The sequence below is a fragment of the Rhizobium esperanzae genome (assembly GCF_014197615.1).
GTDB classification, from domain to species: Bacteria; Pseudomonadota; Alphaproteobacteria; order Rhizobiales; family Rhizobiaceae; genus Rhizobium; species Rhizobium esperanzae_A.
Genome location: NZ_JACIFY010000002.1, coordinates 405,262 through 427,752 on the forward strand (window position 1 = coordinate 405,262; position 22,491 = coordinate 427,752).

Sequence of the window (22,491 nt, forward strand, 5' to 3'; positions counted from 1 at the left end):
GCCATGAGCAATAGTTTCGACGATATCCCCTTCTTCGACGAAGAGCCGGGCGAGATGGCGCGCAAGCAGCAGCCTCCCCAGGCGCCGTCGGGAAAGGCGCCTGCGACGGGAAGCATAGCAGCAGGAGGCATCGCCGCCCGCGCCATGGCCGCCCGCGACGGCGGCAAGCGGCCGGATTATCTCGCCGGGCTGAACCCGGAGCAGACCGAAGCCGTCGAAACGCTGGAAGGCCCGGTCCTCGTGCTCGCCGGCGCCGGCACCGGCAAGACGCGCGTGCTGACCACCCGCATCGCCCATATCCTCAACACCGGCCGCGCCTTCCCCTCGCAGATCCTCGCCGTCACCTTCACCAACAAGGCGGCCCGCGAGATGAAGGAGCGCATCGCGCTGCTCGTCGGCGGCGCCGTCGAAGGCATGCCCTGGCTCGGCACCTTCCACTCGATCGGCGTCAAGCTTCTGCGCCGCCACGGCGAGCTCGTCGGCCTCAGCTCCGGCTTCACCATTCTCGACACCGACGACGTCGTGCGCCTGATCAAGCAGCTGATCCAGGCCGAAGGCCTCGACGACAAGCGCTGGCCGGCCAAGCAGTTCGCCGGCATGATCGACACCTGGAAGAACAAGGGCCTCGGCCCCGCCGATATTCCCGAGGGCGATGCCCGCGCCTTTGCCAATGGCCGTGGCCGCGATCTCTATTTCGCCTATCAGGCGCGTCTGACGACGCTGAACGCCTGCGATTTCGGCGACCTGCTGATGCATCCGATCGCGATCTTCCGCAAGAACCCGGATCTCTTGAAGGAATATCACGGCCGCTTCCGCTATATCCTCGTCGACGAGTATCAGGACACCAACACCGCCCAATATATGTGGCTGCGGCTTCTGGCCCAGCGGGCCAAGGGCGAGCCGCAGAATGTCTGCTGCGTCGGTGACGACGACCAGTCGATCTATGGCTGGCGCGGCGCAGAGGTCGACAATATCCTGCGCTTCGAGAAGGATTTCCCCGGCGCCAAGGTCATCAAGCTGGAGCGCAACTACCGCTCGACCGAACATATCCTCGGCGCGGCCGCCCATCTGATCGCCCACAATGAGGGCCGCCTGGGCAAGACGTTGTTCACCGACCGCGCCGATCCCGACGACGTCAAGGTCCAGGTCCACGCCTCCTGGGATTCGGAAGAGGAAGCCCGCGCCATCGGCGAGGAGATCGAACAGCTCCAGCGCAACAAACATCTGCTGAACGACATGGCGATCCTGGTGCGCGCCTCCTTCCAGATGCGCGAATTCGAAGACCGCTTCGTCACCCTCGGCCTCAATTACCGCGTCATCGGCGGTCCGCGCTTCTACGAGCGCCTCGAAATCCGCGATGCGCTGGCCTACTTCCGCCTGGTGGCGCAGCCGGCCGACGACCTCGCCTTCGAGCGCATCATCAACACGCCGAAGCGCGGTCTCGGCGATACCACGGTGCGGGCACTGCACGACTATGCCCGCGCCCGCGACATTCCGATGCTGGCGGCGGCCGCCGACATCATCGAGACGGACGAGCTGAAGCCGAAGGCGCGAAAAGCCCTCTTCGACGTGATTCAATCTTTCCGCCGATGGCAGGAACTGCTTGAAAACACACCGCATACCGAACTTGCCGAGCAAATCCTCGAAGAGTCCGGCTATACCGACATGTGGAAGAACGACAAGAGCGCCGAGGCCCCCGGCCGCCTCGAAAACCTCAAGGAACTCATCCGCTCGATGGAAAGCTTCGAGTCGATGCGCGGCTTCCTCGAGCACGTTTCCCTTGTGATGGATGCCGAGACCAACGAGAACCTCGACGCCGTCTCGATCATGACGCTACATTCGGCCAAAGGCCTGGAATTCGACACCGTTTTCCTGCCGGGCTGGGAAGAAGGCCTGTTCCCGCACCAGCGCTCGCTCGATGAGAGCGGCCGCGCCGGCCTGGAGGAGGAACGCCGCCTCGCCTATGTCGGCATCACCCGCGCCAAACGCCGCTGCCACATCTGGTTCGTTTCCAACCGCCGCATCCACGGCCTCTGGCAATCGACCCTGCCCTCGCGCTTCCTCGACGAACTGCCGGAAACCCATGTCGAGGTCGCCGAGATGGAGCAGAGCTACGGCGGTTACGGCCGCGGCGGCTACGGCCAGTCGCGCTTCGACAAGGCCGAGCCCTTCGCCAACTCCTATTCCACTCCCGGCTGGAAACGCGCCCAGGCCAACAAGAACGACGCCACCCGCGACAACTGGGGCAGCCGCTCCGGCCATGCCGTCGAACGCATCGGTTATGGCGAAAGCGGCCCGAAGGGACGCACGATCGACGGCGAGTTGGTGGCGAAATCGACGTCATCGGAACCGTCAAAGTTCACCCTCGGCGACCGCGTATTCCACATGAAATTCGGCAACGGCAACATCACCGGCATCGAAGGCAATAAGCTCACGATCGAATTCGATCGCGCGGGCCAGAAGCGGGTGCTGGACGGGTTCGTCGAGCGCGTCTGATTATCAAGGCCGGCGCGGCGCCCGCCTCTTCAGCCGAGCATCCGCATGCTTCCGAGCCCGAGAATATCGTTGATCAGGGCAATCCCCATGCCGACAGCAACGATCGACAAGCCGATCAGGAAGAGCCGCCGAGCCTTGTCATATTTGAGCGCAAGCAGCGAGTCGCGCGCCAAGAGGTCGGCAAAAACCTTCACCTGAATGGCGATACCGACTGTCAGGAACGCCATCGGCAGCAGATCGACACGGCTCCAGTCATTGGGATTGGACACCCAGAGACTGATGAAGTTGAGGGAGAAACCGAGGATGATCCCGGTCGCCGTCAGCGATCCGTTGCGGAACGTCGCATCGATCTTTTCGTCTGGCCCAGGCTCGGACATGGCTTCGGTTCCGACTTGCTTTTGCGCAAGAAAGGCAGAAATCGAGGCGGCGAGCAAGATCGATCCGGCATTGCCCGCTGAGAAGGCGGACGAAATGCCGCAGCCGCACAAGACAGGCTGCATCCTCCATCGCTCGTCCCACCCGCGGCGCCGGCACGATCTCAGCCGAGAAAAGGCATGAATTTGCACGGCCGCGAACACGGAGACAGCCAAAAAATCTAATATTTTCAATGAAAAAATTTTGGTAACCGGAAGGTTAACGTGCGTCGCCCGGCCTCGTCAATCGCACTTCTCCCCTGTCAAAACGTCGCTTTGACGCTTTCCGCAAATCAGCTTAGCCCGAAGACTGTCCGTCCATGAAAGGCGGGCTTCACGACGAACTTTTTGAAGGAGGTTCAAGTGACCAGTGTTTCATCTCTCGGCAGCACATTAACCCAATACCAGTCTCCGCTTTCAAGTCTCGACAAAAATGGCGACGGCGTGATTTCGGCGGACGAACTCGCCGCCGCTTCCCAATCCTCGACAGCGAGCAAGACCTCGACCGGCGACAGCGACGACAAGAGCAGCGATATCGTCAAGAAGATCACCGCCGACATCCTCTCGCTGATGTTGTCCATGCAGAAAACCGACGGCAGCGACGATCAAAGCGACGGCAGCGATCAGAGCGACGACTCTTCCAAGGGCGTCTTCGCCTCGATGGATACGAACGGCGACGGCAAATTGACCGAGTCCGAATTCCTCGCCGCCGATACGAGCAGCATCAAAACGTCAGGCGACAGCGATCCGCTGCTCACCAAGGTGTTGGGCGACATGCAGACAGCCCTTCAGGCCTACAACAATACCTACGGCTCATCAGCCGCGGCGACCGATACGGCAACCGACGATGTGAGCGCGGCCTAACCGGCCGAGATGAGGCTCCGCCGGGGGAGCCTCGATCCCATCGATACCGCGAAAAGCGCCTTGTCAGGCAGCCGACTGTGGCGGCAGTCGCCGGCTTGCCGCTGCCTGCGATCCCTCACCATACGAACATTGCCCTCCATTCCGACACGAGAGCAGCCTCAAAATCACCCAATGGTTGCATTAGGATGTGCTTTTTCAGCCGTTTGCTACCGCCAGTACCAGAATTAGCACTTGCATGTGCGCGTCCGGAAATTCACTAGTTGATGCGCTCAATGTGCTTGGCGTCTCACTGAAATAAGCGAAGGGATTGGCCTTGATGAAAGCGCTGCTGCTCGTCGACATTCAGAACGGCTTCTGCCCGGGCGGCAATCTGCCGGTGCCGGATGGCGACAAAGTGGTCCCCATCGCAAACAGCCTGATCGACAGCGGCAAATACGACCTGATCGTCGCCTCGCAGGACTGGCATCCGCCGGGCCATGGCAGCTTCGCTTCCGCCCACCAGGGCGCTGCTCCCTTCGAGATGGGCGAACTCGCCGGCAAACCGCAGATGATGTGGCCGGACCACTGTATCCAGGGCACGCTCGATGCAGAACTGCATCCCGCGCTCAAATCGGCAGAGATCGACCTGATCCAGCAGAAGGGCGAAGATCCCCGGATCGACAGCTATTCGGCCTTCCGCGACAATGACCGGGATGCCTCCACCGGCCTTTCTGACTTCCTCGAGGATCAGGGCATCACCGATCTCGACGTCTGCGGTCTCGCGACCGATTACTGCGTCAAGTTCTCTGCGCTCGACGCGCTGGAAATGATGCCCCATGTGCGCGTCCGCTTCATCCAGGATGCCAGCCGCGGCATCTCGCCCGAAGGTGTTGCCGCCGCGATCGAGGAGATGCGCGCCCATGGCATCGCAGTGATCGACAGCATGGACGTGTTGCGGGAATAGGCTGCTGACAAGCGGTCTTATTTCAGCACGTAGACATCGTACGTCTCATCGCTCCCGACAACAGGACCCAAGCGCTTGACCAGGGTCGTCGCACCTTGGAAAGCCAAAATGTCTTCCGGCGTCAGGGACAGTTGCCAGACATAGCTTTCATGTACTGCGACGGGCGCGGTAACCCGATCAAGCCGCTGCGAAAGAAGAATAACGACGGGCACGTGCTCACTTTGCTGCAATCGATGTGCAGCCTGCAGAACATCGGCCAGGCTGAGCGAAAGCCGCGCATTGCGGGTATATCGCACGATGGCGCCGAACCGCTCCTCCCGCATCAGATAAGTGCGATTGGAAATATAATAAGGCAAGGCTTCCACGAGATAGTCGGGATCGGCCATGATGATCGCATCCTTGAGATCGGGGCGCGATTGAATGAACGCACCGAAATCCTTGCTTCGGCTCAAGGGAATTTCGGCGACGAAGGCCCGATTGAATTTCTCGAGACCGGACACAACCTGTAGCGCCAACAATATCAGGAAGCATAGACGCCCCAACTTTACGATGCCGCCAGCATTCGTCACGCCGGTAACGCCCGCCTTTTCGCGCTGGACGTGTGCAGTGGCGGTGATCGCGATCATGAAAACCAGCCAGAGCGCCTGATGTCTGTATCCGCCGGGATAAACCAGCGTAAAAAGCAGCGAAAGCCCTAAAAGAACCAGTGCCGCTGCGATCATCGCCGGCGGCCGGTTCGCCAGCGCCAACAGACTGCCGTAGACAAGCACGGACATCAACGTCGCGAAAATACCGTAAGCCAACGGATACGCCACGATCAGTCCAAGGATACTGTCGGGATAGAACCCCATAAAATGCGAACTGGGCGCGGCAAGAGCACCAAGGGCAAGCAAAGCGAAACTCTTGCCGGCGAGATCGTTCTGCCCCGTATCGTTGAAGGTCGGATAGACCGTCAGGAAACATAGAACAATTCCAACCGCGGCGATGGCAGCGGCCGTTGCCAAGGCCCGATATCCCGTCACGGAAGACTTTGGTCGCGCCAGAATCAAATCGAAAAACCAATAGGCAAGGAAACCACCGACGAGGACGACCGAATGGACGTTGGTGTTTGCCAGCAGGGCAAACAACAGACCGAGCAATAACCCGTGGCGTGTCGCTTTCTCCCAACTCAGCACGATGAGGAACACGACAAGCATGCTGATGCCATAATTTCGCGACATCGCGGCATAGTCGAAAATCGAAAAACTGCTGCACAACGACAGCAACATGATGGAAGGCGGCAGTTTCAGCCTGAAAACAAGAAGATAAGCCGCAGCCGCCGCAATCGTCAGCGCGAGGATCTTCAGGACGACAGGTGAGCCGACCACGACATAGCCGGCGCGCAGCAGGATATACCAGAGAGCAGGATGACCCTCGCCATGCATCTGGCGAAGCATATCGATGAAATTGTCCCCCTGAAGGGCGAGTGACAATGCACGAACCTCGTCACGCCAGACCGTTTCGGACCAGCAAAGCGCGGACGCCACCGCAAGCCAGGCCATAAAGATCAGCGCCTTGCCGAACTTGGCGGATCGAGATTCACCGATAGTAGACACAATCAAGGCCAAGCAGCGCACACCCCAGTGACGAAAGCATGACGACCGTATCGGCGCGGAAATAATTTGGCGTTAAATGCAGGCCCGAGTTGATTTTAGGGAGCTAGATTTTCTTCTCCCTCTCAAGAAGATCGATATCCTCGGCGACGTCTTCCATCCTCGCCAACAAGGCGGCTTGGGCATCCCTTAAGCCTCGATTGTAGAAGTGCGGCCCGATCTCCTCGGTGAAAAAATCGAGCAGGAATTCGGACGGCAATGCGCCGATGGGATCGAGTTCCCGGTCGAAATAAGCGCGGATGCGCGAAACGAGCTCAGCCTTTTCTTCTTTGGAAAATTCGATCTTCTTCATGCGTGCCTCTTTGCCGGATGCGATCAGGACGTTGATGCTTCAGCGAAATCGATTGGTCAATCAACGAAATTCAATTGCCGCCGCGGGCCTTAGATCATAAGGAAAACCTGAATTTCCAACAGGATCACCCACATGAATCGCGCCGACTTTGTTGAAGGTTTGCGGGGCGGCTCAGCCGTTGCGCTGGCATCGGCGCCCTTTGGGGCGCTGTTCGGGGCGCTGGCGGTCGAAAACGGCATGTCGCTCGCAGAAGCCGCCTTCATGAGCGCCACCGTCTATGCCGGGGCCAGCCAGATGGTCGGCATCGAGCTCTTCGGCCACAATGTTCATGCCTGGCTGATCGTGCTATCGATCCTCGCCGTCAATTTCCGTCATGTGCTCTATTCGGCGGCCTTGGCGCGCTACATCGGCCATTTCACGCCGCTGCAGAAGTTCTTCACCTTCTTCCTGCTCGTCGATCCGCAATTTGCCGAAGCGGCGAAGCGCAGCGAAAGCGGCCGGCCGTTGACCTTTGCCTGGTATTTCGGCTTCGGCATCATCATCTACATTCCCTGGATTCTCATCAGCATCGCCGGCGGCATGCTCGGCAAATTCATCGGCGACCCCAGGGCGATTGGTCTCGATATCCTGCTGCCGGCCTACTTCCTCGGCATCGTCCTCGGCTTCCGTAAGCGCGACAATTTCCTGCCGGTGGCGCTCGTCAGTGCCGTGGCATCCGTGCTCGCCTATCGCTATGTCGGCTCGCCCTGGCATGTCAGCCTGGGGGCTGCTGCCGGCATCGTGCTCGCCGCCCTGCTGCCGCCGAAAGAGCTGGATCTCGAAGCCGACGCCCTTCAATCCGAGATGCACGAGGTCTGAGCCATGGAATTCGATCTTCACATGGCGCTCGTCATCCTCGCCGCAGCGGTCGCCACCTTCGCCACCCGCATCGGCGGCTATATCCTCATCACCAGAATGAAGAACATTCCGCCGCGCATGGAAGCGGCGCTGAACGCCGTGCCGGCCGCCGTGCTGACGACGCTGGTCGCACCCGCCGTCTTCATCGGCGGGTGGGAATCGAAGCTGGCGCTGATCGTCGCTCTCTTCGTCGGTCTGCGCTTCAGTCATACATGGATGCTGGTTGCCGCTTGGATCGTCGTGATGATCTGGCGCCATGCCGGCGGCTTCTGAGCCAGTATTCTCCTAATACTCCAGCGGCAGCGTGGCGTTTTCGAGCCATGCCCTGACATCGCGATCGTGGATCAGCGGCATCAGCGCCTCGCATGTGCGGCGATGATAGTCGTTGAACCAGTGCAGTTCGTCATGGGTCAGAAGCTCCGGAATGACGAGACTGCGGTCGATCGGGCAGAAGGTCAGCGTCTCGAAACCGAGCATCGGCGCATCGCCGCCATCGATCTCCTCGGCCCCGCGCACATAGACCAGGTTCTCGATGCGGATGCCGAAGCTGCCGGGCCGATAATAACCCGGCTCGTTCGAAAGAATCATGCCGGGCAGCAGTTCCTGCGTCGAAAGCCTGGAAATGCGCTGCGGCCCCTCATGCACCGAGAGATAGGAACCGACGCCATGGCCCGTGCCATGAGCGAAATCGGCGCCGGCCCGCCACAGAGCGATGCGCGCCAGCGGATCGAGATCGCAGCCGCGCGTGCCCTTCGGGAAACGCGCCGTGCTGATCTCTATCATCCCCTTCAGCACCAGTGTGAAGAAGCGCCGATGCTCTTCCGAAACAGCGCCGATGCCGACGGTGCGGGTGATGTCGGTCGTGCCGTTGATATATTGCGCGCCGGAATCGATCAGGAAGAGTTCGCCTGCCTCGATATTCCGATTGGTCTCAGTCGTCACCCGGTAATGCATGATCGCGGCATGTTCGCCTGCGCCCGAAATCGTGTCGAAGGAAATATCCTTCAGCGGGTTCTGCATGCTCTGACCGACGCGGGCCCGCGTCGCTTCGAGATGTTCGGCGGCGGCGATTTCGCTCACCGTGCCGGGCTTCGTCTGGGACAGCCAATAGAGGAATTCCACCATCGCCGCCCCGTCCTGCAGGTGCGCGGCCGCCGAGCCGTTGATCTCGACGTCGTTTTTCACCGCGCGCGGCAGCTTGGCGGGGTCGGCGCCTTCCACCACCTCGCCGCCGGCCTTGCGGATGATTTCGCCAAGCGCATAGGAGGCGATATCGGGATCGATCAATATGCGGCCGCCGTCCCTGGAAACGGCAGAAAGCCTCTCCTCGAGCGCCGAGGGCGGCAGTTGCGTAGAGATCTGCCCGAGATAGGCTTCGGGCTCGATGCCGGTCTTGCGCTTGTCGAGGAAAAGCTCGGCCCGCCCGTCGGCATGGATGATGGCGCGCGCCAACGGATGCGGCGTGTGCGGCACATCGGCGCCGCGGATATTGAAGGTCCAGGCGACAGAGGAGGGATCGGCGATCAGCACTGCAGAAAGGTTCTTCTTCGAGAGATCGGCTGCGATCGTCGCGATCTTGTCGCTCGCCAGCACGCCTGCCTGGGCGACGTTCTGGATGCCGACGGCGCCGAGCGGCTCGGCCGGCCGGTCGCTCCAGAGCCTGTCGAGCGGGTTGTGCGGCAGGAAGACCAGCGTGCCGCCAATCTGCGAAAGCGCCCTTTCCAGACGACGCACCTCGGCACCTGAATGCAGCCAGGGATCGATGCCGAGCCGCAGGCCCTTGGCTCCGTTGGCGCCCAGCCAGAGATGCGGCGGCTCGTTGACGAGATCGCCGCCCGTAAAGACCGAACCGTCGACCTGTTCGGCAAGCTGCGTCACATAGCGCCCGTCGACGAAGACGATTGCTTGCGTGCGCAGAACCAGCGCAATGCCGGCCGAACCGGTGAAGCCCGTCAGCCATGCCAGGCGTTCCGAACATGCCGGAACATATTCGCCATTGAACTCATCGGCGCGCGGCACAAGGAAGGCGTCGATGCCGAGCGAATCGAAAGCAGCGCGCAGCGCCGATACGCGATCCCTGCCGAAATGCGGCGTGGAAGTGACCTCGAAAGACTGGAACATGCTGGAAAACCCGAATGGTTGAGACGAATCCGGTTAATGGGATGCCGGCCATGTTATCGAAATTTCAACCGATGGGGAGAAAAAGCGACGAAACGAGTCGAAACCCCTTGGCCCCCTCAACATTTTGACAGAACTGTGACGCCAAAAGTTAATTTGGCACGCTTTATGCATTAGCCGCATGGCTCCCATGAGCGAAACCCTCTGCCTCCGCATTTCAGAATAGCTATATAGACGCCATCGAACGGTTCGCGATGAACCGGCAACAAAGGAATTTTTGAAATGACCGCCTCTCTCTCGCGCTTCGCATATGGCAGCCCGGTGCAGGCTGGCGAACGCCAGACCGTACGTCACGTGATCGGCGCCCGCCGCCCGCAGAATGAGGACAGCCTCAAGCTGCTCGGCGCCGGACAGCGCGCCGCACGCCACAAGGGCGTCCCCAGCTACGCGTTCTAAGCCTGAAAGCCGGTCCGTTTCCTCCCTCCCGGACCGGCCTATTGGAATGCAGTAGAGCCCGCTTGAGCCTCCTCCCCTTGAGCTCGCGGGCATTGACCGGATAGACCGGTCCAAGGCGGTGCCATCGGCGCCGCCTTTTTGTTTTTGGAAGTGTCGGAACGACTGAGGTCTGCTGCTCTCCCTCTTCTCCTGCTGGGGCGAAGAGGGAGCGAGCCGGACCATCAACCGACTCTCTCCTTCGTCAAGGCCGATCCAGATGGATCGTCACCCAGCCATTCCGCCAGATCGTCCTGACATGACGGAGCTTCGCGCCGCTATAGGCGGCAATCACCTTCCAGCGCTGCGCGGCGAGAATGCCCGAAAGGATCACCGATCCGCCGGGTGCCAGATGCATCGCAAGCTTCGGCGCCATCTTAATCAGCGGGCGGGCGAGAATATTGGCGATGATGAGATCGAAAGGACCGTGTTCGGAAAAGGCCGTCGAATGGAAACCCGGCGCGGTTCGAGTGACGATACCCGAGGCGATGCCGTTGCGGCGCACGTTTTCGGCGGCGACTTTGGTTGCGATCGGATCGATGTCGGTGGCAAGCACCGGAATGTTCTTAAGCTTACGCACCGCAATCGCCAGCACACCGCTGCCGGTGCCGAGATCGAGCGCATTGCGGACCGGGCGTGAACGCACGACGGCGTCGATCACCTCGAGGCAGCCTGCCGTCGTTCCGTGATGGCCGGTGCCGAAGGCCTGGCCGGCATCGATCTCGATGGCGATATCACCGGGGCGGACTTTGTCGCGGTCATGCGAGCCATGCACCAGAAAGCGCCCTGCCCTGACGGGCTTCAGCCCCTCCAGCGATTTCACCACCCAGTCGACATCGGGAATGACTTCCCGCTGCAACCGGGCATCAGGAAAGGCGCTCTTGAGAGCGGCCTCGACGCGGGAGCGCACATCGGCCTCGTCCTCGGTCATCATATAGATCGAGGCTTCCCAAATATCTTTCTTCTCATCAATTTCGGTGGTGCCGATGGCAAAGTCTTCTTCGCCGAAGACTTCGCTCAGAAGGTCGAGAATCTCTTCGGCCTTGCTTTCGGTCGTCGTCACGTAAAGGCGGATTTCACTCACGATAGGCGGTCTTTCCCGTTGCCGTTGCCCGCCACCGATCGAGCCAACGCCCTGTCATGCGCAAGCCGTCATCCCTTGTTGACGAGATTCTCCAGCTTCTTTACCGCCGTGTCCGGGTTTTCGCCATAGGCGATCGTTCCGGAAAACCGGCCGGCCGAATCGAGCAGAAACACCGAGGCGGTATGATCCATCGTATAATCCCCGTTCGGATCCTTCTCGTCGACCGGCACTTTCTTGGCGTAGACGCGGAACCCCTTGATCACCTCGGCGATCTTATCGGGCGGCCCGGAAATGCCGGTGATGCGCTTGGAAACATTGGAGACATATTCGTTCATGATCTCGGGCGTGTCGCGCTCGGGATCGACGGTCACGAAATAGGCCTGCAGCTTGTCACCCTTGGGATCGACCTTCTCCATCCAGCCGTTCAACTCGAAAAGCGTCGTCGGGCAGACTTCCGGGCAATGGGTGAAGCCGAAGAACAGTGCCGTCGGCTTGCCGCGCAGCGCCTCTTCGGTGATCGGCTGTCCGCTCTGGGAAACCAGGGTGAAGGGTACGCCGAAGGGCGGTTCCGCCACGACGTCCCCGGACTTAGTGGGGAAGAACTCAATCGCGCCGAGAATGCCGGCAAGTATCAGGACACCGACCCAGACGGCGATGCGGAATGTCTTCATTGGCATGATCCTCGATCCAGGCGGGTATCTGCCGTCCGCCCCTTGCCTCGCGTGATTATAGTTCCGATCGCACGCGCGCAATTCAAGAATATGTTTCCCAAGCTGTGATGAATCGTCTCGCCGCTAGAAATTGCCAGGGCGACGAAATCCCTGAAGGAATCGGCACGGACCCAAAATGCCATGCGCTTCAATGGCTTGCCTTCAAAGCGCGTCGTATCGAACTTGCCTCGTGCGACAAGTTTTGGCGTTTTGTTTTCCTGCACGTCGTTGTCTTCCGCTGCGCATGTCCGGGCGACGGGCGTTCGAACGACGGGCAATCGCAAAATACATATCGTTAGGAAAGACTTAAGCCGTCACATCTATATTTGAAAGCCATCACTTCTGCCGCCGGGGACAACTGGGAAGAATTCTGATCATGAACAACAACAATGCCATCAAGCAGTCGGGTGCTTATCTCGAAATCGTTTCGTTCCATCTGGGCGATCAGGAATTCTGCATCGACATCATGGCCATCCGCGAAATCCGCGGCTGGGCGCCGGTGACGCCGATGCCGCACACCCCGCCCTACGTGCTGGGCCTGATCAACCTGCGCGGCGCGGTCATCCCGGTCATCGACATGGCCTGCCGCCTCGGCATGAAAATGACCGAGCCCTCCGAGCGCTCGGCGATCATCGTCACCGACATCGCCGGCAAACTGGTCGGCCTGCTGGTCGAACAGGTTTCCGACATGATGACCATCAAGAGCGAAGACCTGCAGCCGCCGCCGGAAATCATCCCGGAAGCCCAGCGCGCCTTCTGCCGCGGCATCGTCGCGCTGGAGAAGACCATGGTCTGCTTCCTGAACCTCGACACCGTCATCGCCGACGAACTGAATCAGGCGGCTTGATATTTTATCGCCAAAGAGATTGCGAAGGCCCGGCTCGTCCGGGCTTTTTCGTTCGTACTGTGCGCGAGCGGGCATGGTTCAGACTTTGCAAAACCCCTCCCCAACCCCTCCCGCAAGGGACCCTTGCGGGAGGGGTTTTGGGCGGTCTTTTACGATGAGAATCCCGCCCTACGGCTTCCCATTCTTCCAGGTCACATTCTGCCCATAGAGCGGTATCGTCGAGATCGACATCTTCGCCGAGCCGTCCGTCAGTTCCCTGGAATGGGCGAGGTAAATCAGCGTGTCGTTGGCCTTGTCGTAGATGCGGTTGACGACCAGCGTCTTCCAGATCAGCGACATGCCCTGGCGGAACACTTCGCTGCCATCTTTGGACAGGTCGATATTGCCGATCTCGATCGGCCCCGTCTGCCGGCAGGCGATGGAATTGTTGGAGGGATCTTCGAACCAGTTGCCGTTCTTGAACCGATCGATCAAGCTGCGGTCGAAATAGGTGACGTGGCAGGTGACGCCCTTGACCTCGGGATCAGAGAGCGCCTCAACGATGATGTCGTTGCCGATCCAGTCGACCCCGACCTTGCCGACCACTTCGGCCGAAACGGTGCCGGCGGAAAGGGCGGCGAAAGAAAAGGCAGCGAGGAAAAGATTGCGCAGCTTGGACATGGCGGCTCCCTGAATGATCCGCATTCTAGATAAGTGCGCGCCGATGCTTTGCAAGAAATGGCGCCCCGGCGGAAGCGATCAGCCTTTCCGGCAGGTGCAGGGCTCGTAGGCCCTCGCCGTCAGCCGCCCGGGCTTCATGCCGATCAGCGCCGGTATGGCGTGGACGGCGTTGGCCTTGACCGCCTTCGCCATCTCGATCGCCGCGGCTGCGCAGACGGCGGCGTCTTCGGCGGCATTGTGGTGCACGAAACGCAGGCCGAGATGCTCGGCGATCAGGTTCAGCCGGTGCGAAAGGAAATGCGGCCAGATCCGCTGCGCCATCTTCAGGCTGCAGAGATAGGTCAGTTCCGGATAGGATTGCCGGTAGTGATCGAGGCTCGCCCGCCAGACGCTGAAATCGAAGGCGGCATTATGCGCGATCATCGTCGCGCCGCTGATATCCTCGTGGAACTCGTCCATCACCTCGGGAAATTCCGGCGCATCCTCGACATGCTCCGGCCGGATGCCGTGGATCGCAATGTTCATCCCGGAAAAGCGCATCTCCCGCGGCCGGATCAGCCGTTCCTCGACGCGCGTAACCCTGCCCTCCTCGATCCAGGCAAGCCCGACGGAACAGGCGCTGCCGCGCTGTTCATTGGCTGTCTCGAAATCGATGGCAATGGTCTTCAAGGGTAAAATCCGAATCGTCTGCCCTACCGGAATAATCATAGCCGCAGGCGAAGGCAAATTGCTGCCTGTTGACATCTGCACGCGGATGGGGAAACTTCTGCGCATGATCAACTCTGTGACATCAACCATGCATCATATCGCCACGACCCTTTCAGGGTACGCGGGAGCGATGGTGCGTCACTAGCCGTCCGATCATCCCCGAAAACCCTGCCGAGGCGAGCAGGGTTTTCGAAAAATCCGGCTCTCCTCCCTGAAACCCAAGGAGAGCATCCCAGGTCTGAAAACGAACAGAATGAACCCCGCGACCGAGCGCGCCTGCCGGACGACGTCGTCGTCCGCGCCGTCCGACTTTCCGATGCCGAGGAGATCACGGATCTCATAAATTTGCCGGGCTATCGGGCCGGTACCCTGCGACCGCCCTTCACAAGTATCGATGCCGTGCGCAAGCGCATGGAATCCCCCTCGCCTAGCGCGCTCAACCTCGTCGTCGAACTCGACGGCAGGATCGTCGCCAATGGTGGCATGAACCGCTTCGAAGGACGGCGTCAGCACGCCGCTAGCCTCGGTATGGGCGTACACGACGATTTCACCGGCCGCGGCCTCGGAACCTTCCTGATGGCCGCCATGGTAGATGCCGCCGACGACTGGCTCGATATTAAACGTCTAGAACTGACCGTCTACACCGACAACGCAGTTGCTATTCGTCTCTATGAGAAGTTCGGTTTCGAGAAAGAAGGGCTTCTGCGCGCATTCGGCTACCGCGCCGGCGAATATGTAGACGCTTTTACCATGGCACGGCTGAGAGCTTAAGCGACAGCCAAGCGATAAGGCTTGACGAGGCATTCGGCGGGAACGCCCCATGCCTCGTTGAGCTTGAAAATCATATCGACCGTCAAAGCACGCTTGCGGTGCAGGATTTCCGAGGCGCGAGGGCGCGAACCCAGGACCTCGCCGAGGTCAGTTTGACTGCGGCCGGTCATCTCCATGAAGGCCTGCAGAAAATCAACCGGTTCCAGTTCGGCCGTGGGAAAATGCCGGTTTTCATAGGCTTCAATCAGATCGGAGAGCACGTCGAACCTGTCCGCATCCGCTGAGCCTTGCGGCGGCGGATTGTCGAAATATGGAGCGACTTCGCCAAGCGCCCATTCGAGATCGCCATCGCTTTTGATCGGCCGTATGTCCATTACACTGTCTCCGGATCGACCCTGTCGTATTCGGCGTGCGTACCAACGAACTTGATCAATACGCGCCGGTAAGCATATGCAACATGCGCGATGAGGCGATACTTGTTGCCGCCGACATCGAAAATTATCCTGTTATCGCCAACGAAATCCACGTTGGCACCGAACATCCTTTTGATATCCGCCGGTCCCGTCCATTCCGCTTTGCTGACGACGCCATGCCAAACGCCAAGAGGCACCCTGGCTTGCGGGTGCAACTCCCAAAAGGCGCGCAATGTCGACTTGGCGATCACCTGCATGGAAGAGAATATTCCCATTTTGGGAACAAATCAAGCATGTATCACCCGCTGATCAGCGCCAGCCACTCGTCCTCGTCCATGGTCTGCACGCCGAGTTCGCGGGCCTTGTCGAGCTTGGAACCGGCGCCAGGGCCGGCGACGACGATGTCGGTCTTCTTGGAGACCGATCCCGCCACCTTGGCGCCGAGGCTTTCCGCCCTCGCCTTTGCCTCGTCGCGGGTGAATTTTTCCAGCGAACCGGTAAAGACCACGGTCTTGCCGGCGACCGGGCTGCCTGTCGTCACCGGCTGTTCGGCCTCCGCCGGCGTCACCTCGTCGATCAGGCGATTGATCACCTCGATATTGCGAGGCTCCTTGTAGAACTCGACCATGGCGCGCGCCACGACCTCGCCGATTCCCTCGATGGCGTTGAGATCGTTCCAAGCCTCGCCGGAAAGCGGTGCCGCCTCCTTCATCGCAGTCGCAAAGGCCTCGTAGGTGTTATAGGAGCGCGCCAAGAGCTTTGCCGTGGTTTCGCCGACGTGACGGATGCCGAGCGCGTAGATGAAGCGGTGGAGCGCAATGCTGCGCCGTTCGTTGATCGCCGCATAGAGCTTGCCGACGCTGACCTTGCCGAAGCCGTCGATATTCTCGAGTTTGGTCAGCGATTGCTGCTGGCGCTTCTCCAGCGTGAAGATATCGGGCGCCGTACGGATTTGCAGCGACGAATCCTCGTTTTCGAAGAAGAAGTCGATCTGCTTCGAGCCCAGCCCTTCGATATCGAAAGCGTTGCGCGAGACGAAGTGCTTCAGATGCTCGGTCGCCTGCGCCCGGCAGATGAAGCCGCCGGTGCAGCGGCGCACCGAATCCGTCTTGCCGGTCTTCTCGTTGACCTCGCGCACCGCATGCGAACCGCAGACCGGGCAGGTCTTCGGAAACGCGTAGGAGCCAGCCTCTGCGGTGCGTTTTTCCATCACCACATCAAGGATCTGCGGAATGACGTCGCCGGCGCGCTGGACGATAACGGTATCGCCCTCGCGGATATCGTGGTCCTCCGGCCGAATGCGCTCACCGCTATTGCCGATACCCTTGATGTAATCCTCGTTGTGCAGCGTCGCATTGGTGACGACGACGCCGCCGACGGTGATCGGCTTCAGCCGCGCCACCGGCGTCAGGGCGCCGGTACGGCCGACCTGGATCTCGATCTTCTCGACCTCGGTGAAAGCCTGTTCGGCCGGAAATTTGTGCGCCGTCGCCCAGCGCGGCGAACGCGAGCGGAAGCCGAGGCGGGCCTGCAGTTCGAGACTGTCGACCTTGTAGACGACGCCGTCGATGTCGTAGTCGAGATCCGGGCGTTTCAGACCGATCTCGTCATAATGCGCCAGGATGTCGGCGACCGAATTCAGCCGCTTCATCAGCGGGTTCACCGGAAAACCCCAATCCTTGAAGGTCTGTACCATGCCGAACTGCGTATCGGCCGGCATGTCAGACATCTCGCCCCAGGCATAGGCGAAAAACTTCAGCTTGCGGCTCGCCGTGACCTTGGCATCGAGCTGGCGCAGCGATCCGGCGGCCGTATTGCGCGGGTTGACATAGGTCTGCTTGCCTTCCGCCTCCATCTGCCGGTTCAGCGCCAGGAAATCGCTCTTGGCCATATAGACCTCGCCGCGGATCTCCACCACCGCCGGAACGCCCTTCGGCAGTTCATTCGGAATTTCCGCAATGGTGCGGATATTGGCGGTGACATTCTCCCCCGTCGTGCCGTCGCCGCGCGTCGCGGCCGTCACCAGCCTGCCATTCTCGTAGCGGATCGACATCGACAGACCGTCGATCTTCGGCTCGGCGGTAAAGGCGATCGACTGGTCCGGCAGGCGGCCGAGAAAGCGATAGATGCTGGCGACGAAATCCTGCACGTCTTCCTGCGAAAACGTGTTGTCGAGCGACAGCATCGGCCGCGCATGGACAACGGGCGAGAAGGTGACGGAGGGCGCAGCCCCCACACGCCGCGACGGGCTGTCCTCACGGATCAGTTCCGGAAACCGCACTTCCAGCGCATCGTTGCGGCGCTTCAGCGCATCGTAATCGGCATCCGAAATCTCCGGCCGGTCCTTGCCGTGATAGAGCGCATCGTGATGCGCGATCTCCTTTGCCAGCCGCTCAAGCTCGGCGGCAGCCTCTTCGATCGTCAACGTGTCGACGGCGGCACCTTCGGTGGACATGGAATATCACTCCAGAGAATCTGGCCCAAGAAATCTGGATTGTTTTTAGAGCAAAATTGCTGGATGAAAAGAGTGCCGGCGCACCTCGCATCGGGAAGATTGGCTACCTGTCTACTCCCAATCCCGCGCATTGCGCAGCCGGATGCCGCTGACATGCAGCCCGGTACTCCAAAGCCCCTTCAACGGCCGGAGGCTGTCGACCACCCGAAGATCCACCTTGCGCGGCGCGAATTCCCGATCGAGCCACGACATGGCAATCCGCTCCATCGGAATGACGCGTCTGCGGGACACCCACATGCCCGCATCTTCAAGGTCTTCGAAATCCTCGGCCGGCATTTCATAGCGATGGATCGTCTCCGCTTCGAGCCTTTCCAGCCAATGGCGCTCGATGAAAGCCGCTGCCCGCCAATCGCCGAGCCAGCGCCGCCGCTCCGTCTGCGGCGTCTCGGGTGTCGCCCATATCAGGATGCGCGGGCAGTCTCGCGGAAAGAGATACATGAAATCATGGTCGCCATCGATCGCCCAGACGAGCGGACCATTCAGCCATTCCAAGCCCGCCTGTCGGACCGAGCGAATACGGACCGGGCGCGGCTCGAAGGCTGCGATATCGGGATCATCGCTGAAATGAAAAAGGCGCATGGCAACGGATCGCCGCTGATCGGAATGATGCGCATAGCGCGAAGCGCAATGTTTGTCGTCGCTTTGCGGACGGTCGGGGCATTCAGCCGTTGCCGGCCAGCAGCCGCTTTGCCGCCGCCCTCGCCTCTTCGGTCACCGAAGCGCCGGCCAGCATGCGGGCGATCTCCTCGGTGCGATCCTTGTGTGCCATCGCCGCCACGCGCGTGGCGATCTTTTCCGATCCCTCGGCCGCCGGTCCCTTGGAAATCAAAAGATGCGTCGCCGCCCGTGCCGCCACTTGCGGCGCGTGCGTGACCGAGAGCACCTGCACCCGCTCGGACAGCCGCTTCAGCCGCTGGCCGATCGCATCGGCCACGGCGCCGCCGACGCCGGTGTCGATTTCGTCGAAGACGAGCGTCGGGGCCGATCCGCGATCGGCGAGCGCCACCTTCAGCGCCAGCAGGAAACGCGACAGTTCGCCGCCCGAGGCGACCTTCATGATCGAGCCCGGCCGCGTGCCCGGGTTGGTCTGGACATGGAACTCGACGACGTCGATGCCTTCGGCGAGCGCCTCCTGCGCATCCGTGGTGATTTCGACCATGAAACGGGCGCGTTCGAGCTTCAGCGCCGGCAGCTCGGCCATGACAGCGGCGGCCAATGCGGTGCCGGCGTGATGGCGCTTGTCGGAGAGCGAACGGGCCGCCGCATCGTAATTTTCGCGCGCCAGGCCGAGCTCGGCTTCGAGCCGCGCAAGTTTCTCCTCGCCCGCGTCGAGGTCGGCAAGGTCGGCAAACATCCGGGCGGCGAGCGCCGGCAGCTCGGTAACCGGCACGGAATATTTGCGCGAGGCGGCTCTGAGCGCGAAAAGCCGCTCCTCCACCCGCTCCAGCTCCCTCGGATCATATTCGGTCTTGCGCAGCGCCGCCTCGACTTCCATCTGCGCGTTGGAGAGCTGATCGAGCGCAGCATCAAGCAGCGTCACAGTGTCTTCGAGCAGGCCCGGCGCCTCATGGCTCTTGCGCTCCAGCCGGCGCACCAGCGAAGCGATATGAGGCACAGGCGAGGCATTGCCGTTCAGGAATTCGGACGCCTCGGCAATATCGCCGGCGATTCGCTCGGCCTTCATCATTTTCTGCCGGCGATCGGCGAGTTCGTCTTCCTCGCCATCCTGCGGCGAGAGCTTCTCGAGTTCCTCGACGGAAGAGCGCAGATAGTCGGCTTCGCGCGCTGCACCCTCCACCTTCTCGCGATGCTTCTTCAGCGTCCGCTCGCTGTCGCGCCACAGGCGATACAGCCGGGAAACCTCCGAAACCTCATCGGCAAGGCCGGCGAAAGCATCAAGCAGGGTGCGATGGGCATTGGTGTCGACCAGGGCGCGATCGTCGTGCTGACCGTGGATTTCGACCAGCAACTGACCGGCCTGGCGCATCAGCTGCACGCTGACCGGCTGGTCGTTGACATAGGCCTTGGTGCGCCCATCCGCCGATTGCTGGCGGCGGAAGATCAGGTCGCCTTCGTCGTCGATGCCGTTTTCACGCAGCAAAGCGCGGGCGCCGTGGTCCATGCCGACGTCGAACACCGCCGTCACCTGACCCTTGTCCTCGCCGTGGCGCACGAGGCCACCATCGCCGCGCCCACCGAGCGCCAGCGACAGACTGTCGAGCAGGATGGATTTGCCCGCCCCGGTCTCGCCCGTCAGCACGGAAAGACCGGTCTCGAAGGCAAGATCCAGCCGCTCGATCAGGACGATATCGCGGATCGAAAGCTGGATCAGCATTGGACTTATGAACCGAGCAGGAGTTTCTTGCCTGCCGCAGCGATCCAAGAGCCCTTGTTTTCCCGTGGCTCGGCGCCACCGGTCTGCAGCAGCTTGTAGGAATCGGCGTACCACTGGCTGTCGGGATAATTGTGGCCGAGAACGGCAGCGGCCGTCTGCGCCTCGTCGACGATACCCATCGAGTAATAAGCCTCGACGAGGCGCGCCAAGGCCTCTTCGATCTGGTTCGTGTTCGGATATTTCTCGACGACGATGCGGAAGCGCGAGATCGCAGCGAGATATTCCTTCCGCTCCATGTAGTAGCGGCCGATCTGCATTTCCTTGCCGGCGAGCTGGTCGCGCGCAAAGCGGATCTTCGCCTGCGCGTCGTCGACATATTCGGAGTTCGGATAATTGTCGATGACGGCCTGCATCGCCTCGATCGTCTTTGCCGAGGCGCGCTGGTCCTGCGTCACGTCGACGATCTGCTTGGAATAGGTAAGACCGATGAGATACTGCACATAGGCGGCATCCTGGGATTTCGGATATTGCGACATGTAGCGATTGCCTGATGCAAGCGCATCGTCCAGGCGGCCCTGGCGGTATTTGACGAAGGTGCTCATCACGAGCGCCTTGCGCGCCCATTCGGAGAACGGGTTCTCGCGGTCGATCGCGTCGAACTTGCGCGCCGCTTCCGCCATGTTGCCGGCCTTCATGTTGGCAAGGCCCTGGGTGTAGAGCACGTCGGGCGGATCGGTTTCGAGGCCGAGCTTGGTGATGTCGATATCGGGGTCCGACTGGCAGCCCGAGATCACGGCGCCTGCGCTGAGCACCAGAAGCGATGCGAACAAAGCGCGCGCTGTCTTCATCATACCTTCAGATCCTGCATAACCCATTCGAAAGAACCCCACTGCCGCCGCTCGCTCCACGGCAGCCACGCCTCGCTGGCGTTTCTATCCACAAATGTGCATCGAGAGCAACGCAATGATAAGGCATTAACGCATTTTTGTGGCAGCAGCCGCCAGAATGGCCGGCTTTTCCTCTTCTCTGCAAGCTGTGGCAACTCAGCAACTGCGATAAAACACCTGCCGCCGCAGCCTCGGGCCGACATAAAAAAACCGCCTCCGGGAAAGAGGCGGCCTGGTCTTGAGAATATGCTGGAGGTCATGCCGACCAGGGAGCGAATTCCGAAGCGCTGACCGCAATCAGTTCGCGGGCAGCGACGCGCTGGCGCCGAGTCGACGTCTCCACCACCTCGTAGGCGGAGGGATCGGCGAGCAGCGCCTTCAGCGCATTGGCATTCATCTTGTGACCGCCGCGATAGGAACGGTAGCAGCCGATGAACTGGGCGCCGGCAAGCGACAGATCGCCGACGGCATCGAGCGTCTTGTGGCGGACGAATTCGTCCTTGGCGTAACGCAGCCCTTCGACGTTGATGACGGTATTGTCGTCCGAAATGACGACGGAATTTTCGAGCGAGGAGCCGAGCGCGTGGCCCGAAGCCCAGAGCCGCTCGACATCGCGCATGAAGCCGAAGGTGCGGGCGCGGGAAAGCTCGGCCTTGAAGACGGCGGCGGTCATGTCGCCGGCCCACTTCTGCCGGCCGATCAGCGGGCAATCGAAATCGATCTCGACTTCGAAGCGCGTACCGTCATAGGGACGGAATTCGCTCCAGGAGCCGCCGTGTTCGATGCGCACAGGCTTGGTGATACGGATATAACGGCGCTTGACGCCCAGAGAGACGAGGCCAACCTGCTCGATCGCCTCGACGAAGGGCAGCGAGCTGCCGTCCATGATCGGCATTTCGGAACCCTGCACTTCGATCACTACATTGTCGAGGCCGAGTGCATAGATGGCGGCCATGACATGCTCGATCGTCGCGATCGAATGAGCCGGCGAGAAGCCGAGCACGGTGCAGAGGTCGGTATTGCCGACCTGCGAGGAGACGGCCTTGAGTTCGGTAATGTCGCCATTGTCATGCAGGCGCTGGAAAACGACGCCGGTGCCCGATTCGGCCGGGTTCAGGGTGATCGAAACATCAGCGCCGGAATGCACCCCGATGCCCGAAAGCGTCACGGGACGCGATACCGTCGTTTGAAAACCCAGCAAGCCAATAGCCATAAAATCTGCCTTTATTTTTCCGCTCCAGTGGTTGGTGCCACGGCGCGGTTATCATTCATTCTGCAGAAGGAGCTTTATCCAGAGGACTCCGACGGCAGTTTTCCTGCACCATACTTACGTGCGCCGGCGCTCCAATCCAAATCACTGTTTCTTTCGCTTTGTTACGAAGTCAGGCGATTGA

The 22,491-nt window shown here is 60.7% G+C and carries 23 protein-coding genes; 8 read left to right on the top strand and 15 right to left on the bottom strand.

The window, feature by feature from the left end; all coding sequences use genetic code 11:
- Nucleotides 1–3 precede the first annotated feature (3 nt).
- Nucleotides 4–2,496, top strand: coding sequence for an ATP-dependent helicase (locus GGD57_RS04575; RefSeq protein ID WP_184467248.1), 2,493 nt, complete (start codon nucleotides 4–6; stop codon nucleotides 2,494–2,496).
- A gap of 29 nt (nucleotides 2,497–2,525) precedes the next feature.
- Here GGD57_RS04575 and GGD57_RS04580 read toward each other — a convergent pair whose 3' ends face one another.
- Entirely contained in the window at nucleotides 2,526–2,873 is a 348-nt protein-coding gene (locus GGD57_RS04580; RefSeq protein WP_126908041.1) for a hypothetical protein, read from the bottom strand.
- A gap of 399 nt (nucleotides 2,874–3,272) precedes the next feature.
- Here GGD57_RS04580 and GGD57_RS04585 point away from each other — a divergent pair, with 399 nt between their 5' ends.
- Together GGD57_RS04585 and pncA are read left to right on the top strand one after the other, a co-directional pair.
- Complete coding sequence (locus GGD57_RS04585) at nucleotides 3,273–3,773, top strand: EF-hand domain-containing protein (protein WP_184467250.1); 501 nt, start codon at nucleotides 3,273–3,275, stop codon at nucleotides 3,771–3,773.
- Between the two features lie 316 nt (nucleotides 3,774–4,089).
- Entirely contained in the window at nucleotides 4,090–4,716 is a 627-nt protein-coding gene (pncA, locus tag GGD57_RS04590) for a bifunctional nicotinamidase/pyrazinamidase (RefSeq protein ID WP_184467252.1), read from the top strand.
- A 17-nt stretch (nucleotides 4,717–4,733) separates the two neighbouring features.
- On the opposite strand, the gene GGD57_RS04595 is transcribed toward pncA, so the two are convergent.
- Both GGD57_RS04595 and GGD57_RS04600 read right to left on the bottom strand, forming a co-directional pair.
- Entirely contained in the window at nucleotides 4,734–6,323 is a 1,590-nt protein-coding gene (locus GGD57_RS04595; protein WP_184467254.1) for a hypothetical protein, read from the bottom strand.
- A gap of 91 nt (nucleotides 6,324–6,414) precedes the next feature.
- A complete protein-coding gene (locus tag GGD57_RS04600; RefSeq protein WP_184467257.1) occupies nucleotides 6,415–6,660 on the bottom strand; it encodes a DUF2164 domain-containing protein in 246 nt (81 codons plus the stop codon).
- A gap of 132 nt (nucleotides 6,661–6,792) precedes the next feature.
- On the opposite strand from GGD57_RS04600, the gene GGD57_RS04605 reads away from it, so the two are divergent.
- Nucleotides 6,793–7,518: an AzlC family ABC transporter permease gene (locus tag GGD57_RS04605; protein WP_184467259.1), complete on the top strand. Its 726-nt coding sequence runs from the start codon at nucleotides 6,793–6,795 to the stop codon at nucleotides 7,516–7,518.
- 3 nt (nucleotides 7,519–7,521) lie between these two features.
- Nucleotides 7,522–7,830: an AzlD family protein gene (locus GGD57_RS04610; protein WP_184467261.1), complete on the top strand. Its 309-nt coding sequence runs from the start codon at nucleotides 7,522–7,524 to the stop codon at nucleotides 7,828–7,830.
- A gap of 12 nt (nucleotides 7,831–7,842) precedes the next feature.
- Here the strand turns inward: GGD57_RS04610 and GGD57_RS04615 are convergent, their stop codons facing one another.
- Complete coding sequence (locus GGD57_RS04615) at nucleotides 7,843–9,678, bottom strand: aminopeptidase P family protein (RefSeq protein ID WP_184467263.1); 1,836 nt, start codon at nucleotides 9,676–9,678, stop codon at nucleotides 7,843–7,845.
- A 279-nt stretch (nucleotides 9,679–9,957) separates the two neighbouring features.
- Between GGD57_RS04615 and GGD57_RS04620 the strand changes: the two genes are divergently transcribed.
- Nucleotides 9,958–10,131, top strand: coding sequence for a hypothetical protein (locus GGD57_RS04620; protein WP_184467265.1), 174 nt, complete (start codon nucleotides 9,958–9,960; stop codon nucleotides 10,129–10,131).
- Nucleotides 10,132–10,372: 241 nt separating this feature from the next.
- On the opposite strand, the gene GGD57_RS04625 is transcribed toward GGD57_RS04620, so the two are convergent.
- Nucleotides 10,373–11,251, bottom strand: coding sequence for a 50S ribosomal protein L11 methyltransferase (locus tag GGD57_RS04625; RefSeq protein ID WP_184467267.1), 879 nt, complete (start codon nucleotides 11,249–11,251; stop codon nucleotides 10,373–10,375).
- A gap of 68 nt (nucleotides 11,252–11,319) precedes the next feature.
- Nucleotides 11,320–11,922 (bottom strand): SCO family protein, encoded by a 603-nt coding sequence (locus GGD57_RS04630; protein WP_184467269.1) that lies wholly within the window; start codon nucleotides 11,920–11,922, stop codon nucleotides 11,320–11,322.
- A 415-nt stretch (nucleotides 11,923–12,337) separates the two neighbouring features.
- On the opposite strand from GGD57_RS04630, the gene GGD57_RS04635 reads away from it, so the two are divergent.
- Nucleotides 12,338–12,808: a chemotaxis protein CheW gene (locus GGD57_RS04635; protein ID WP_085737779.1), complete on the top strand. Its 471-nt coding sequence runs from the start codon at nucleotides 12,338–12,340 to the stop codon at nucleotides 12,806–12,808.
- A 168-nt stretch (nucleotides 12,809–12,976) separates the two neighbouring features.
- Here GGD57_RS04635 and GGD57_RS04640 read toward each other — a convergent pair whose 3' ends face one another.
- Both GGD57_RS04640 and GGD57_RS04645 read right to left on the bottom strand, forming a co-directional pair.
- Nucleotides 12,977–13,468: a CreA family protein gene (locus GGD57_RS04640; RefSeq protein WP_184467271.1), complete on the bottom strand. Its 492-nt coding sequence runs from the start codon at nucleotides 13,466–13,468 to the stop codon at nucleotides 12,977–12,979.
- Between the two features lie 78 nt (nucleotides 13,469–13,546).
- Nucleotides 13,547–14,137, bottom strand: coding sequence for a 3'-5' exonuclease (locus GGD57_RS04645; RefSeq protein ID WP_085737781.1), 591 nt, complete (start codon nucleotides 14,135–14,137; stop codon nucleotides 13,547–13,549).
- Nucleotides 14,138–14,452: 315 nt separating this feature from the next.
- Here GGD57_RS04645 and GGD57_RS04650 point away from each other — a divergent pair, with 315 nt between their 5' ends.
- Nucleotides 14,453–14,947 (top strand): GNAT family N-acetyltransferase, encoded by a 495-nt coding sequence (locus tag GGD57_RS04650; protein WP_246713549.1) that lies wholly within the window; start codon nucleotides 14,453–14,455, stop codon nucleotides 14,945–14,947.
- On the opposite strand, the gene GGD57_RS04655 is transcribed toward GGD57_RS04650, so the two are convergent.
- From GGD57_RS04655 to lpxC, 7 genes are all read right to left on the bottom strand, one after another.
- Nucleotides 14,944–15,321: a helix-turn-helix domain-containing protein gene (locus tag GGD57_RS04655; protein WP_184467273.1), complete on the bottom strand. Its 378-nt coding sequence runs from the start codon at nucleotides 15,319–15,321 to the stop codon at nucleotides 14,944–14,946. The two genes, GGD57_RS04650 and GGD57_RS04655, sit on opposite strands and share 4 nt — an antisense overlap.
- Nucleotides 15,321–15,617 (bottom strand): type II toxin-antitoxin system HigB family toxin, encoded by a 297-nt coding sequence (locus tag GGD57_RS04660; protein WP_184467275.1) that lies wholly within the window; start codon nucleotides 15,615–15,617, stop codon nucleotides 15,321–15,323. The genes GGD57_RS04655 and GGD57_RS04660 overlap by 1 nt, the downstream gene beginning before the upstream one ends.
- Nucleotides 15,618–15,658: 41 nt before the next feature.
- Nucleotides 15,659–17,815 (bottom strand): NAD-dependent DNA ligase LigA, encoded by a 2,157-nt coding sequence (ligA, locus tag GGD57_RS04665; protein WP_184467277.1) that lies wholly within the window; start codon nucleotides 17,813–17,815, stop codon nucleotides 15,659–15,661.
- A 111-nt stretch (nucleotides 17,816–17,926) separates the two neighbouring features.
- A complete protein-coding gene (locus GGD57_RS04670; protein ID WP_184467279.1) occupies nucleotides 17,927–18,454 on the bottom strand; it encodes a DUF6886 family protein in 528 nt (175 codons plus the stop codon).
- A gap of 82 nt (nucleotides 18,455–18,536) precedes the next feature.
- Nucleotides 18,537–20,210: a DNA repair protein RecN gene (gene recN / locus GGD57_RS04675; RefSeq protein ID WP_184467281.1), complete on the bottom strand. Its 1,674-nt coding sequence runs from the start codon at nucleotides 20,208–20,210 to the stop codon at nucleotides 18,537–18,539.
- A gap of 5 nt (nucleotides 20,211–20,215) precedes the next feature.
- Nucleotides 20,216–21,085, bottom strand: coding sequence for an outer membrane protein assembly factor BamD (locus GGD57_RS04680; RefSeq protein ID WP_184467283.1), 870 nt, complete (start codon nucleotides 21,083–21,085; stop codon nucleotides 20,216–20,218).
- A 268-nt stretch (nucleotides 21,086–21,353) separates the two neighbouring features.
- The gene (gene lpxC, locus GGD57_RS04685) at nucleotides 21,354–22,310 is read right to left on the bottom strand and encodes a UDP-3-O-acyl-N-acetylglucosamine deacetylase (RefSeq protein WP_184467285.1); all 957 of its coding nucleotides are present in this window, start codon (nucleotides 22,308–22,310) and stop codon (nucleotides 21,354–21,356) included.
- Nucleotides 22,311–22,491 lie beyond the last annotated feature (181 nt).

Coding starts and splice junctions, on each gene's coding strand:
- GGD57_RS04680 (WP_184467283.1), bottom strand. CDS start 21,085: ATGGGTTATGCAGGATCTGAAGGTATGATGAAGACAGCGCGCGCTTTG.
- GGD57_RS04635 (WP_085737779.1), top strand. CDS start 12,338: ATGAACAACAACAATGCCATCAAGCAGTCGGGTGCTTATCTCGAAATC.
- GGD57_RS04620 (WP_184467265.1), top strand. CDS start 9,958: ATGACCGCCTCTCTCTCGCGCTTCGCATATGGCAGCCCGGTGCAGGCT.
- GGD57_RS04640 (WP_184467271.1), bottom strand. CDS start 13,468: ATGTCCAAGCTGCGCAATCTTTTCCTCGCTGCCTTTTCTTTCGCCGCC.
- pncA (WP_184467252.1), top strand. CDS start 4,090: ATGAAAGCGCTGCTGCTCGTCGACATTCAGAACGGCTTCTGCCCGGGC.
- GGD57_RS04605 (WP_184467259.1), top strand. CDS start 6,793: ATGAATCGCGCCGACTTTGTTGAAGGTTTGCGGGGCGGCTCAGCCGTT.
- ligA (WP_184467277.1), bottom strand. CDS start 17,815: ATGTCCACCGAAGGTGCCGCCGTCGACACGTTGACGATCGAAGAGGCT.
- GGD57_RS04610 (WP_184467261.1), top strand. CDS start 7,522: ATGGAATTCGATCTTCACATGGCGCTCGTCATCCTCGCCGCAGCGGTC.
- GGD57_RS04575 (WP_184467248.1), top strand. CDS start 4: ATGAGCAATAGTTTCGACGATATCCCCTTCTTCGACGAAGAGCCGGGC.
- GGD57_RS04660 (WP_184467275.1), bottom strand. CDS start 15,617: ATGCAGGTGATCGCCAAGTCGACATTGCGCGCCTTTTGGGAGTTGCAC.
- GGD57_RS04580 (WP_126908041.1), bottom strand. CDS start 2,873: ATGTCCGAGCCTGGGCCAGACGAAAAGATCGATGCGACGTTCCGCAAC.
- GGD57_RS04630 (WP_184467269.1), bottom strand. CDS start 11,922: ATGAAGACATTCCGCATCGCCGTCTGGGTCGGTGTCCTGATACTTGCC.
- lpxC (WP_184467285.1), bottom strand. CDS start 22,310: ATGGCTATTGGCTTGCTGGGTTTTCAAACGACGGTATCGCGTCCCGTG.
- GGD57_RS04670 (WP_184467279.1), bottom strand. CDS start 18,454: ATGCGCCTTTTTCATTTCAGCGATGATCCCGATATCGCAGCCTTCGAG.
- recN (WP_184467281.1), bottom strand. CDS start 20,210: ATGCTGATCCAGCTTTCGATCCGCGATATCGTCCTGATCGAGCGGCTG.
- GGD57_RS04655 (WP_184467273.1), bottom strand. CDS start 15,321: ATGGACATACGGCCGATCAAAAGCGATGGCGATCTCGAATGGGCGCTT.
- GGD57_RS04615 (WP_184467263.1), bottom strand. CDS start 9,678: ATGTTCCAGTCTTTCGAGGTCACTTCCACGCCGCATTTCGGCAGGGAT.
- GGD57_RS04600 (WP_184467257.1), bottom strand. CDS start 6,660: ATGAAGAAGATCGAATTTTCCAAAGAAGAAAAGGCTGAGCTCGTTTCG.